9 protein-coding genes are annotated in these 12,557 nt (G+C 55.9%); 1 reads left to right on the forward strand and 8 read right to left on the reverse strand.

Going from position 1 to position 12,557, the window contains the following annotated elements:
• Positions 1-29: 29 nt before the first annotated feature.
• The 7 genes from cas9 to dctP form a co-directional block, all read right to left on the reverse strand.
• Positions 30-3,284 carry a type II CRISPR RNA-guided endonuclease Cas9 gene (gene cas9 / locus N4R57_06475; protein UYV38688.1) on the reverse strand — a complete coding sequence of 1,085 codons (3,255 nt, stop codon included), beginning with the start codon at positions 3,282-3,284 and terminating at the stop codon, positions 30-32.
• 493 nt (positions 3,285-3,777) lie between these two features.
• Entirely contained in the window at positions 3,778-4,800 is a 1,023-nt protein-coding gene (locus N4R57_06480; GenBank protein ID UYV38689.1) for an IS110 family transposase, read from the reverse strand.
• 298 nt (positions 4,801-5,098) lie between these two features.
• Positions 5,099-6,652 (reverse strand): AMP-binding protein, encoded by a 1,554-nt coding sequence (locus tag N4R57_06485; protein UYV38690.1) that lies wholly within the window; start codon positions 6,650-6,652, stop codon positions 5,099-5,101.
• Between the two features lie 11 nt (positions 6,653-6,663).
• Positions 6,664-7,890 (reverse strand): thiolase family protein, encoded by a 1,227-nt coding sequence (locus N4R57_06490; GenBank protein UYV38691.1) that lies wholly within the window; start codon positions 7,888-7,890, stop codon positions 6,664-6,666.
• 53 nt (positions 7,891-7,943) lie between these two features.
• The gene (locus N4R57_06495) at positions 7,944-9,224 is read right to left on the reverse strand and encodes a TRAP transporter large permease subunit (GenBank protein UYV38692.1); all 1,281 of its coding nucleotides are present in this window, start codon (positions 9,222-9,224) and stop codon (positions 7,944-7,946) included.
• A complete protein-coding gene (locus N4R57_06500; protein ID UYV38693.1) occupies positions 9,214-9,732 on the reverse strand; it encodes a TRAP transporter small permease in 519 nt (172 codons plus the stop codon). Before N4R57_06500 ends, N4R57_06495 begins: the two co-directional genes overlap by 11 nt.
• A gap of 83 nt (positions 9,733-9,815) precedes the next feature.
• A complete protein-coding gene (dctP, locus tag N4R57_06505; protein ID UYV38694.1) occupies positions 9,816-10,796 on the reverse strand; it encodes a TRAP transporter substrate-binding protein DctP in 981 nt (326 codons plus the stop codon).
• 163 nt (positions 10,797-10,959) lie between these two features.
• Between dctP and N4R57_06510 the strand changes: the two genes are divergently transcribed.
• Entirely contained in the window at positions 10,960-11,442 is a 483-nt protein-coding gene (locus N4R57_06510) for a MarR family winged helix-turn-helix transcriptional regulator (GenBank protein ID UYV38695.1), read from the forward strand.
• Between the two features lie 210 nt (positions 11,443-11,652).
• Here N4R57_06510 and N4R57_06515 read toward each other — a convergent pair whose 3' ends face one another.
• Positions 11,653-12,489 (reverse strand): IclR family transcriptional regulator, encoded by an 837-nt coding sequence (locus N4R57_06515; protein UYV38696.1) that lies wholly within the window; start codon positions 12,487-12,489, stop codon positions 11,653-11,655.
• Between the last annotated feature and the right edge of the window lie 68 nt (positions 12,490-12,557).

Below are 12,557 nucleotides of genomic sequence, written 5' to 3' on the forward strand. Positions count from 1 at the left end.
AACTCTACCTTTTCACCAAATCCGGGAGCCTATGCAGGCGGTCCCGGATCCCGCAGGCGGCCCATTTCATCCACAACAACCCGACGTGCTTTGGCCTTGACCAGTGAGCCCGCGCCCAACTGAATTAGTTTGAAATCCTCTTTAGGGTCTCTGTCCCTCGCATCGGCGTTTGCTTCGGTATGAGGCGCGACGAAGATGCTCCCGTTCTGTTTCATTTTCTGCACATAGCCAACAATGGTCTTACCATCCCGCTCCAGCACCACCATGTCCCGCTTGAAGATGCGCATCAGCCGTTTCGCGGCCGGATGAGGTTTCTTTTCGGCACCCGATTGATGTGCCTCAAAGGTGGTCACGACCTGCGGCTTGATCTTACCATCGGGCAGTCGCCAGATTTCGTAGCAATGGTTACTATCGCCCTTGTACGCCTTGTAAGGCCGTCCCTCTTTATCCTTGACCTCGACCCGCGCGACTTCCCGCAAGGTTTCTTCAAGCCTGACGCGGCGCAGGCCAAAATAGGGGTTATCAGTGTCGTCCGGCAGTCTTGGCGAGGCGGCAAAAGCTAGCAGCGCAGCTTCGAATTCCTTGCCTTCCAGCCCACGGGTCACGCGCGAGAGGTGCTTTTGCAGATCGACATCACGGATATTTGCACCCCGTTTGGCGGTAGCAATGTCGTTCGGGCCGAGCGACGCGAGAGGTTTGCGGCTCACGACGGTGTCATCCTGTCCGATCCCATAGGCGGTGTCGTTGTGCAGTTGGCCAGACGTGCTGTCTCGTCCGAATTTGCGCGCGGCTGGGTCGATCCGCCCGTGATCGGCGCGGTGGCTAACGATGATCCGCGCGATCTGAGCGCCAATGTCGTCGCGAAACCCCTCCCACGGGGGCGGCACAGAGCGTGCGACCTCTTCGGCGCCGTTCAACTCGTCTCGTTGAGCCATGTCGGCAACCCGCTTGATCAGCCCACGATCGGTGGCGGCCACCACAGCGGCATCGATCGCGTGATGGCGGTGGTCGGTACGGTTTTTGGCCTTGACGGTTTGTGCGTCGCTGTCCGTCAGCTCGGTCAACCCATTCAATCCCCAGTGCCGCCGCAGCATCTCTGTCAGACGGCCCGGCACGACCCAGACGTGGCTCTTGCCATCACTCCCGTCATACAACACATCGAGATAGGCGCGCGCGATACGGGATAGGTACTGCGTGTCCTTCAGGGCGCGGGCAGAAAATTCATTCTCGCCCTCGAACCGTACCATCGCGTCGGGCGCAAAACGCCAGGCCTTGTTGGCTGGCAGGTTCTTGAGATTGGCGGTAATCGTCCCCCACTGTTCTGTCTCGCCCCATGTTTCCCACGGGGTCTTGTTAGTTTTCTGGCGGTTCGCTTCTTTAAGGCAAAGCGTGCGATTGGCAAAGCTGTCGTCCAGAGTACGCGAAAACGGCAGGATATGGTCCACATCTACGTCGGGTGTAAAGATCATGGCAGCAGAGATCGGCTTGCCTGTGTAGGGGCAGCACCTCGGACCAATTGCAGGGCCAAGATCTTCCCAAAGGCGGTACTTCATCCGGTTGGCACCGGTGTTCGGAACGCCTATTTCTTCCAGCTTCTTGCCCCGCGCAATCGCCGCTTCGGTGTTCTTCTTAATGTCGCGCTGCACGTCCTTCTTCTGATCCTCGGACAACTTCAAGTCACGGGCCAGTTCCACGACGATCTCGTTTGGCTTACCGTAAACCGTGACGATCCGGTTCACCAACCGGCGCAGCTGGTTAAGCCCGATATGCACCGTAGGGTTGGTGATCCGCCCATAGCGTTTCACGTCGTCATCTTTTGGATCACCCGTTCCGGGGATCACGTGGCGTTCAAGAACTTCCCCGTAGTATGGCAGATTCTCCAACACTTCCCCCGTGCGGCCATCCGAGTGATGCCACCCGCAGGCCGACACCGCGGCACTGTAAGTCAAGACATCCGAGTCCAATGCCTCCAGAATCCGCGTAGTTGCTGTCAGGCCCAAACGCCCGAAGCCTTCTGGCAAGGGCGCGTTGGCCGTTGCCACTGCATGGTCTCGGCTCAGCTCATAATTGTCCACAAGCCAACCAACTAGGCCGGTGTGCTCGGCATCACTCTGCACGGCACGAATGCGCTTTACCACATCCCATTGGCAGCCCCAGTCAAGCGTCGACCAGCGCACACCAAACCTGTCAGGATGGGACATACTCGCGCGCACTGGGTCGCAAGCAATGGCATCTCGGTTGGCGGTCTCAAGCGTAAAGCTCTGCTCGGGCCGCAGGTTGATCAACTTACCAAGTGCCTTCAACTTCATCGTCATACCCGAGAGGGATTTTGTGTGTTTCTTGTTGTCCAAGGCATGCACAATCTGGTCCCGTTCTTCGCGAGTCAACGGGCGCGACGGCTCGCCTCGTGCCGCAATCTTCAGGTTGTTTACCGTTTCCATCAGAACCCGTCGCTGGTTCAACGGGTGGGCACTTGGAATGCGCTTGTCTTGCTCTGGAACGCCATGCTGCCCGGTAAACAGACATAGCCCGACCTCCGGTGTCTTAAGGGGGCGTTGGTGAAAGATGATCGTTGCAATCTCGTCGCGCAAATCGTCCGTCAGGGAATCCGGCGCGTGAAGGGCCTGCGCCGCCCACAGTTTTTCAAACTCCTCAGACAGGTGTTTGCGGTCGGGATAGAAATCATACCCAGCCTCTTCCTTTTCCGCGTTATCCCGTCGCGCAACGGTCAACCGCGTGCGCACGCTGGGTATGTTTTTGGGGTCGGGTGCCGCAGCGCGGCGCATATGCAGGAATTCGCCATAGGTGCGCGCACCCTTGGCCAACATCGCCTGGTCCAGTCGCGCGGTCGCATCCTTGATCTTGCCACTTGCGTTGTCGCCCCGATCCGTCTTGCGGTTGGACTTGAACCCCCGACGCTGGTTGAGATGGAACAACGCCCGCCCAAAGTGGGTGAGCGGCAGCGGGCCATCCAACCCTTTTGCCCGCAGTTCATATGGGTCCAACACCTCAAGCACCTTGGCTTCGGACGGGTCAGGGGGCATCAGTCCCACCTGCGCCATCCGTTTCATCAACGCCGCCTTGCGACGCAAATACCTGTCACGCCGCCGCCTTTGCGCTCGGGCGGCTCTGCGATCCACCGCCAACGACGCCTTGGATTTGGTATCCCGCCCGTCAGAAAAAATGCGCACGCCACCGTCTACCACTTCGGAGATCCTGTCCCCATCCGTGTCATAAAGCCACCAACCAATGGAATTCGTGCCAATATCAAGACCGAGCCGCATAGAAATCCCCTCTCAATAATACAAAGAAAACTTTGCACTTGCACAAGGGATACTCAATCTAAAAGTGTACTTGACCCCCGACGGAAGTCGCGAAATACTAAAAGGGTTCAAAATTCGCGGTCGAGCCGTTAACAAGCATTCGATTGCACCACATTGAAGCGCAGGCTACGGCCTGCGCTTTCTTTTTTGCGTTGAGTGGATGTCCGCTTTTGAAACATCGATCAAGGATGTCGCATCTGCGGCGAACGACTTGTGTGGATGGCTCCTGCATAGCAAGTCCTTTTTGATCTGATTTGTGCGTTTGTCAGAAGCAGTCATGTGTCCGGCCTGTTTGCGCGGTTGTGACCGCTGGCCCTGATGGGTTCCGCAAACCAAGTCCCTAACAGCTTAGCGGGCTATGACGCCCGGGACATTCGGCGGGGTGTCCTGGTTTTGGCGGCTGACTTATGCACCATCATATCGCAGGTCTTGCTAACTCGTTGTTCCTTTCTTCTCAGGCTGCTACGCGGGGGTTGTAGGGTTCATCGCGTGTCAGGACAGCCCAGACGATACGAGCGGTCTTATTGGCCATGGCGACAGTTGCGACGCGAGCGGGTTTGCGTTCGAGCAGTGATGTCAGCCACTTGCTGGCGCGTTCGGGGTGCGACCGTGTTTGCCGGACCAGCGATGTCATCCCAACAACAAGCAGTTGCCTGAGATACTGGTCGCCCATTTTGGTGATCCGCCCCAGTTTTTCTTTCCCTCCGCTGGACTTATTCGCAGGCGTCAAGCCCAGCCAGGCGGCGAACTCCCGGCCATTACGGAACTGACGCCCGTCGCCGATGCTGGCGATGATCGCGGAGGCCGTCACCGCGCCGACACCAGGTATCGTGCGCAACAAACGGACACGCGCATCTTCTTTGGCCACTTGCTTGAGGCGTTCTTCATACCATCGGACCCGCTTATGCAAAGCCATCAGCTGTTCTGATAGGTTGCGGATCACTTCGTTGGCGATGTCAGGCAGGTCGAGCACTTCACCAAATGTGACATCCTCAGCAAACCCAAGCACGCGGGCCAATCCTCTTGGAATGTAAACGCCAAACTCGGCTACCAGGCCACGTAGGCCGTTTATCAGTTGCGTCCTTTGACGGACCAAAAGGTCGCGAGCCCGATGCAGCGATAGCAAGGCTTGTTGCTCAACCGTTTTGATCGCAACAAAGCGCATCGTGGGTCGTGTCACGGCTTCACAGATTGCCTCAGCGTCGATTGCGTCTGACTTCCCTCGCTTGACGTAGGGCTTCACATACATCGGCGGGATCAAACGCACCTCGTGGCCCAAGGCCGTCAACTCGCGGGCCCAATGATGGGCGCTGCTGCAAGACTCCATGCCGATCAAACAGGGTTCTAACTTAGCAAAGAACGGCAGAAACTGAGCCCGTCTCAAGGGCTTGTTGAACAACACATCGTCGTCCTCTGCGATACCATGGACTTGGAAAAGGTTCTTGGCCAGGTCAACGCCGATTGTGGTAACTTGCATGGGGCGGCTCCTCTCAAAGCAGATTTAGACACCTGCATTATGGCGCATTGCGACGCCGGTTGGAGCAGGAGCCATCCAACCCATCAGCTTTCCGCCCATTCTGTTGAAAAACTCTTTGCTGCATCTGCAAATTTCGTAAAAGTGGGAAATCGTTACCTCGCAACCTGATTGCTCCCACTGGCGCTGGCAAAATTTTAGTAAATCAGAACTTTGTTCTGCCAAATTCGGAGCCAACGCGCTGCATCAGAGTTTTTCAACGCAATCGGCCGTGAACGATAGCGGCGAGCGTTCACTCAGCTCAATTGATTCCACGGCCGCGGCCCGCCCAGAATTTGTTTCTAATGTCGCGCTTGAGCACCTTGCCGACTGTACTTCGCGGAAGGTCTTCCCATATCTCGATAGTTTTCGGGGTCTTTACGCTTCCTAGCAGAGATTTAGCGTGTTTGACTAAGTCGCTCTCAGTAGCGGCAGTGCCGGCTCTCAATTGTACGATCGCTTTCACCGCCTCGCCCCATTTGTCGTCCGGCACACCGATCACTGCGCAATCCTGAACCGCTTCGTGGGATAGCACCGCTTGTTCTACTTCAGTTGAAAACACGTTGAAGCCGCCGGTGATGATCATATCCTTCTTGCGATCCACTAAGTGAAAATAGCCTTCTGTGTCCTTGACCGCAATATCGCCAGTCAGATGCCATCCCCTGACACTAGCTTCTGCCGTGGCCTCGGGGTTCTTGTAATACCCCATCATTACCAAATCAGATCGCACGGCGAGTTCGCCGCGCTCCCCATCGGGCATCGGGTCGCCGTTTTCATCTAAAACTGCAAGTTCGACATAGGGCGTCGCGCGGCCACAACTTGATAGCACGGAGTCAGGTGCTGGCGTGCCATTAAGTAAATGTTCGGCGGGCGAAAGATGGCAGCAGGTGCACGGCGCTTCGGATTGACCGAAGAACTGGGTCATGACCGGTCCGAATACTTCCAGTGCCTCCTTGAGTTTGGTCACCGACATCGGCGCCGCGCCATAGATGAAATATCTCAACGAAGAATAATCAAACTCCCGCACCCTGGGGTGAGCCAGCATCATGTAGATTACGGTGGGCGGTAAGAAGAGATCGGTTACTTGATGTTTGTCGACCAGTTCCATTAGGTTCAGTGGGTCCGGAGAGGCCGTGATAACGGTGGTTCCCCCTTTGGCCATTATCGGAAAGGCGATCAGGCCTGCCGCATGTGTAAGCGGTGCCGCGGCAAGGTAGACCGGTGGCTCGTCATGCGGGCAAAGTTCAAGCATGGTGCGGTTGAACACAGACAGGCTCTTACGGCTCAACATGGCACCCTTGGGCATTCCGGTCGTGCCTCCGGTGGGGAGGATCATGCACATACCCTCAGGGTCTTGCTTTGTGTTGGCAACTACATCGGTTATATCACCCAGCCAGCTTTCGAGGCTTGGGCCCCCAGCTATCTGTCGATCCAGACAAATGAAGTTTTCCACTTTGGGCAAAGCGGGGCGGATTTCCTTGATCATCTCTGACATGCTAGAGTGGTAAAACACGATCCGCGCATCGAAGGCGTCACAGAGGTATCGGTTATTGTCAGCTGTGTTTTTGGCATTCAGCGGAACCCAAGACATTCCTGCCTTTAGGATACCGAACACGCAAGTAAACGCGATCGCGTCATTCGGGCTGAGCACAGCGCCTTGCGCCCCTTCGCCAAGGTCTTCGGTTGCGAGCCTGTTCGCCACTCGTTGGATCAGGCTGCCAGTTTCACGGTAGCTCCAGGATTGTTCGCCCATTACAAAGCAGGCGCGATCAGGAAAAGCTGCCAATCCTTGTCCAAATGCGGAAATAACGTCCATTTTCTTGCCTCTTACTCTGTTCCGAGAATAGTCACGCAGGCGCTGGCCTCTTCTACGCCGAGAAGGCCGCCACCGTTTTCTGCAATGGCGAATCTCGCGTTTTCTACTTGTCGCGCCCCGGCTTGCCCGCGCAGTTGCTTCGTCAGCTCATAGATCTGGCCGAGCCCCGTCGCGCCAATTGGATGCCCTTTGCTTTCCAACCCACCTGACGGGTTGATAGGAATTCGCCCGCCGAGTCGTGTCGCGCCGCTTTCAGCAAGCGGACCACCTTCACCGATGGCGGCAAAGCCAAGGCATTCTGATTGGATAATTTCGCCAAAGGCCGCAGCGTCGTGAACTTCGGCCACGCTCATCTCTCCGGGGCCAACACCGGCCTGCTCGTAAGCTTCTTTTGCCGCCATTGCAGTGATGTGGTTCGCATAGTCGCGGGCATCGCGCGCAGTGCTGGAGCGTAGAACCGCAGCAAGAATTCTAACCGGTTTACCCTTAAACCGGTGCAGTTGGTCGCCGCTTACCACCACCGCCGCTGCCGCGCCATCGCTGATTGGCGAGCACATTGGGACAGTCAATGGGCCTGTGACGGCCGGGGCGCCAAGGATCTCTTCGATGCTCATTTCCTTCTGATACTGGGATTTCGGGTTCATTGTTGAATGGTAGTGGTTCTTAGCCGAGACAATGGCCATCTGGTGCTGTGTCGTGCCGTAAGCTTCCATGTGGTGGCGGGCCATGTGGCTGTAGAGATCCATGAACATCGACCGTGGCCGGCCGTCATCGGCTGCGCAATTTGGCGAAAAATAACCACCGGTTAGCGTCTCGATGTTCTGCTCCGGATTTTCTACGTCCCAAGCGGTGCCAAATATCTCAAAGCTCTTGGCTCGGTCGTCAGACAGCAATTTCTCGGCGCCAACGGCTAGCACGACATCCGCCGCGCCGCTACGTACATGGTTGATTGCCATGTGAAGCGCGGTGCTGGCCGTGGCGCAGGCGTTTTCTACATTGACCACGGGTATGCCGCGGACTCCCATCGCTCCAAGCGCTACTTGTCCAGCAACAAGGTACTGCCCCTGCATCATGCCCTGTGCTGTGTTGCCGAAGTAGGCGGCTTGAAAGTCGTTCACTAATGCGCCGGCATCTTCCATGGCCTCGGCTACCGCCATTTGGGTCAATGATTTTACGCTTCGGTCCAGATGGCGGCCGAACTTGGTCATCCCGGCACCGACGATGTAGACGTCTCTCATTTTTTCACTCCTGTTGTATTGTCAGGTTGCTGATAGAACCGGCGACATATTCCTCAGAAAAGCAGCGCTGGTAGCCAGAGAATAATTTGTGGGAAAACGGTGAACAGAACGACCGCCCCTAGCATGATTAGAAAGAAGGGCACCGTAGCGCGGGCGATTTCACCAATTGACGCGCCCGAAATCGACTGAATGATAAATAGGTTGAAGCCGACAGGCGGTGTCATCAACCCCAACTCGATCATCAGAACGAGGAATACCCCGAACCAGATCGGATCAATCCCGGCAGCCAAAACGATGGGCATAATGAGCGGTAGCGACACTACCATGATAGAAATGCCATCGAGAAACAGGCCTAGGAAGATGTAGAAAATCGCAATTGCAACGAGCAGCATGGTGGTGTTCAGGTTCAAGCCGAGAACCCAGTTGGCCAGCCCTTGTGGAATTCCAACAATACTCGCCGCGGCGGACATGAGCGACGCCGCGACAACGACCGCCCCCATAACACAGGTCAGCCTTGTTGCCGCCACCAAGGACTCGCGTATTAATTCCCATGTCATACGACGTTCGATCAGGATGAGCACGGCCGCACCCGCTACGCCAACTGCCGCTGCCTCGGTTGGCGATGCTATGCCACCATAGATGCTACCCAGAACTGCGAACACGAGTACAAGGATGGGGAGAAGGCCGAGAAGCGCCCGCAGGTTTGTGGGCTTTGAATCACGTGTGACCGGACCACCACGCATGGCGATATAAGCAGAATACAGCAACGCCAGCACAAGTCCGGGGATCAAGCCGGCGGCAAACAGGCGAACAATCGAGACATCCCCAATTACGCCGTAAACGATCATCGCGATCGACGGCGGAATGAGAAGGCCGAAAGAACCCGACCCGGCGAGGGAGCCCAGCACCAGCCGACGATCATACCCACGCCCCAGCAATTCAGGCACGCTGATCCGTCCGATGGTCGCCGTCGTGGCGGCAGAAGAACCGGACACGGCGGCGAAGGTTGTGCAGCCCGCGACGTTCACATGTAACAAACCGCCCGGCAGATGCCGGAAGATAGGCACTAGGCCCTCAAACAGCCGTTTTGACAAGTTGGCACGGAACAGCATTTCCCCCATCAACAGGAAGAGCGGAATTGCCGATAACTCCCAGGATCGCGATGCGCGAACAGAAACCTTGGCTGCGAGAATGCCGGCCTTTGCAAAGCTGAAATCCCCTCCCAAAACCATGGTCAGGATCGCGACAATAAAGAGCGTCATGAAGGCCCAGAGGCCAAGCGCCAGCGCGCCGATGAAAAAGCACAGCAGGATAAGAGCGATTTCAAACTCCATGATCATTACTCCCTTCGCCAGTATCCAATCCTTGGGTGAGCAACTGCAAACTGTGGGCCAGCAGCACTAGAGCCAGCGACGCTACGCCGAACAGCGCGATGGCTTCGGGCAGCCAAAGCGGGAAAGCAATAACGCCGGAAGAGCTTGAACCGCGATCAAAAAGTTTGAGCACGGAACGCAAAATGTATCGGGCCCAGTACAGTGCGACTACTAGGGCAACCAACGTGAGAATGAGTTCTAGAATTCTTTGCGGTCCCGCCCGCAGACGGCTGCTGATTAGGGTCAACCGGATCATTGCGCCGTCGTGGAACGTGGGCGCAAGAGCCAGGGTAATCGCGGCCGAAACGAGGTAACCGGCAAGCTCTTCTGTGACAAGCATTGAGCTGCTAAACACCGATCGCAGGATGATTTCTGTGAGGATCAGGACTGTCAGACCTGCCACAGCTACGGCTGCTACAAACATACACAGCGCGCAAACATGGCGCGTGAGGCGGTGAACTAGTGCCATATCATTTTCCCTGCGATCGGAAGGTGGGGCAGGCGGCGAGCTTTTGCAGCGACGCCTGCATCAATCTTCGAAAAGAGCTTGAGTCATTTGTCCTGAATCGCTTTGAAGAGCACCTCGCCCTTTGGTCCAGCTTCCTTGATCCAGTCGGCAGCAGCCGCGCGCGAGATTCCCGCGAAACGTGCGGTCAGCTTTGCATCGGCCGCTTCATGGATGGTGATGCCGTTCTCTCGGAAGGTTTTCTTGAATCCCTCAATCGCTGCAAGCGCCTCTTTCCAGTTTGTTTCGGTATAGACCTCTGCCGCTGTTAGCAGGGCTTCCTGATATTCTGGTGACAGATCGTCGAAGGCATCTTTGGACACGTGCAACAGAGTGATGGGAGTCGAATAACCGATGTCGCTGAAATCAGTGATGCCGAGATCCCATGCCTTGATGGCAAAGCCGCCGAAAGACGACGTTAGAACCGAGTCGATCACGCCTGAGGAGAGAGACGAGACCACATCGCTCCATGCAAGCTGTACCGGTGCAGCGCTCAATTCCTTGAAGGCGCTAGCCGAGAACGAGTCGTAGGTGCGGATTTTGACGCCTGCGAAGTCCTCGATACTAGTCATTTTGTGTTTGCCGAAAATTCCCACGGCTGGAAAGGTGCCCCAGCCAATCATTTTCTGGTCGTTGCGCTCGAATGCTGCTTCGAATTCAGGGCGCACGATTTTCATCATGCGCTGAATGTCGGCGTTGGTGGGCGCAATAAAGGGCAGCCCCACGACACCGAACACCTGCTCGAAGCCTATCAGGTCGGGCGCACCGGTTTCGGCCATCTCGACAACTCCGTCGCCAACAACCTCGAAATTGTCACCACCTTTGAACCCGAGCGCACCATCAAGGTTGAGTTCTAGAATAAATCCACCGTCGGTCAGGCGCGAAAGCTCTTTGGCCATAGCATCAAAGGACGCGCCGACATGAGATTTTGATGGATAGGTCGATGTCACGCGCCATGTAACATCCTGTGCGGCCAGGCTGCTGGCCAGCAACGTGGCGGCAATGCCTGCAATTAGTACGGTTTTCATGCTGTCTCCTCCTTAAAAACTCCCCCGCCGAATCCGGCGGCTTAATGAAGGATAGATAATGCATGATATATATGCAATCCATATATATCATGCATAGCATAGTTGCATACTTGTGATGGATCCGGCAATGAGGCGTAAACAGGAGTGAGCGATGAAATGTAACATGACGAATTGGGCTGAACATCCGGATGCTGTGCATATATGCGCTTCGGAACTTGCATTCTGGGGGCCGCGTTTTGCCATGGTTTCCGCAAACGAGAAGCTTGCAGAACTAGGGATGACTCGCTCGCACTTCCGGGTCATGTATTTCGTGCGCTTTCGCAGTGGGATCAGCACAAACGAACTTCAAGAACTATTGATGATCAACGCGGCGAGCTTAAATCGCGTGATGAAGGAGTTGGTTCGCGACGGAAGTATCGAGCAGGTCACGGACGCAAATGACCGCCGCATACGGCATCACTACATCACGAATAAGGGGCTTGAGGTGCTGGAGGCCGCCTTCGATGAACAGAAAGCCAGTTTGAACAAGGCCTTTGCTGAAGTAGGCGAAACCGCAGTGCAGAATTTCCTGGAAGTGCTTTACCACCTGGTTCCACCGGAAAGGCGTGCGTATCTGACTATCAAACCAGACGACCTTCCAGATTGAACGACGCTCGTTTGGTTGTTGATCCGTACATATCTACATCTGTGTTCGCTTAGAGATCGCCGACGGGCGTGGCTACAAGCTGCGCAACCGCCCCGCTCGTGACATTGCTGCGCAATGCACTGCCGGGCAGTGATCGAGATCATGTTCGGCAAGCTCAAGGACTCACGCTGCGTTGTGACCAGCTACTTTGGAAACTAACGAGTCTGGAGCCTAACGATCGTCAGCGCTAAAATTACGCCGAGCTATCGCGTCCGCGACTTTTTTCATTCTGTCGATACAGTCTTTGAGTTCTTGTTCATTTAGGCTGGAGGAGATGAACGCTGAACTTAGGGCTGCGAACGGCTTTCTGCCGCCATCGCGCAGAGCCACGCCGACGCCGCTTACGCCATTCGTGAACATCCCGTGGTGGATCGCGTGGTCGGAGGCAACGGTTCGGGCGACGGTATCTTTGAGAAGTTCCATCTCGATACCGGGGCGTGCACGGAAACGCTGTATGTTCCGCTCGAAGATATGTTGACGTTCATCGGAGGGCAGCGCTGCAAGAAGCGCCATGCTTCCGGCTCCCAGGCCAAGCGGCTGACGCGAACCAACATCCATTACGAGGGTGCGTATTTTGATGTCCGGCTCTATGCGTGCAACGCAGACCGCGTCGTCGCCTGAACGAACGCTAATATAGATCGTCTGCTCAAGATCGTGACTGAGTTGTTTCAGTAGGTCGCCTGCCATCTGTTCGATTGTGTGGCGCTGCGCGGCTTGCAGGTTGAGAAGTGCCAGTTCGGCGCCGAGAGTAATTTTGCGGGTTCGCGGGTCGCGTTCGATCCACTCAAGCTCCTGGAGGGTTTGCAGGATACGGTAAACGGTCGGTCGTGGAAGGTCAGTGGCGTTCACGATAGCTGCGACCGACATCCCGAGTTCACCGGCGTTTCCGATGTGTTTCAGTATCTCGGCCCCCCTGACAAGGCTTCCACGTGGACTGCCCTCTTGTCGCGTAAGCGCTTGACGCCCTGGCGTCATGACTGCGTCTTCGGTGGAGCTGTTATCGTTCATCATACTGATCCTATATTATCACTTATCGGACGTTGTTATCTGCTTTATAAACATGTTAAGTTTATCAT

It is taken from the genome of Rhodobacteraceae bacterium D3-12, assembly GCA_025916135.1.
Classification (GTDB): Bacteria; Pseudomonadota; Alphaproteobacteria; order Rhodobacterales; family Rhodobacteraceae; genus JAKGBX01.

Coding starts and splice junctions, on each gene's coding strand:
- N4R57_06485 (UYV38690.1), bottom strand. CDS start 6,652: ATGGACGTTATTTCCGCATTTGGACAAGGATTGGCAGCTTTTCCTGAT.
- N4R57_06510 (UYV38695.1), top strand. CDS start 10,960: ATGACGAATTGGGCTGAACATCCGGATGCTGTGCATATATGCGCTTCG.
- dctP (UYV38694.1), bottom strand. CDS start 10,796: ATGAAAACCGTACTAATTGCAGGCATTGCCGCCACGTTGCTGGCCAGC.
- N4R57_06490 (UYV38691.1), bottom strand. CDS start 7,890: ATGAGAGACGTCTACATCGTCGGTGCCGGGATGACCAAGTTCGGCCGC.
- N4R57_06480 (UYV38689.1), bottom strand. CDS start 4,800: ATGCAAGTTACCACAATCGGCGTTGACCTGGCCAAGAACCTTTTCCAA.
- N4R57_06495 (UYV38692.1), bottom strand. CDS start 9,224: ATGGAGTTTGAAATCGCTCTTATCCTGCTGTGCTTTTTCATCGGCGCG.
- cas9 (UYV38688.1), bottom strand. CDS start 3,284: ATGCGGCTCGGTCTTGATATTGGCACGAATTCCATTGGTTGGTGGCTT.
- N4R57_06515 (UYV38696.1), bottom strand. CDS start 12,489: ATGAACGATAACAGCTCCACCGAAGACGCAGTCATGACGCCAGGGCGT.
- N4R57_06500 (UYV38693.1), bottom strand. CDS start 9,732: ATGGCACTAGTTCACCGCCTCACGCGCCATGTTTGCGCGCTGTGTATG.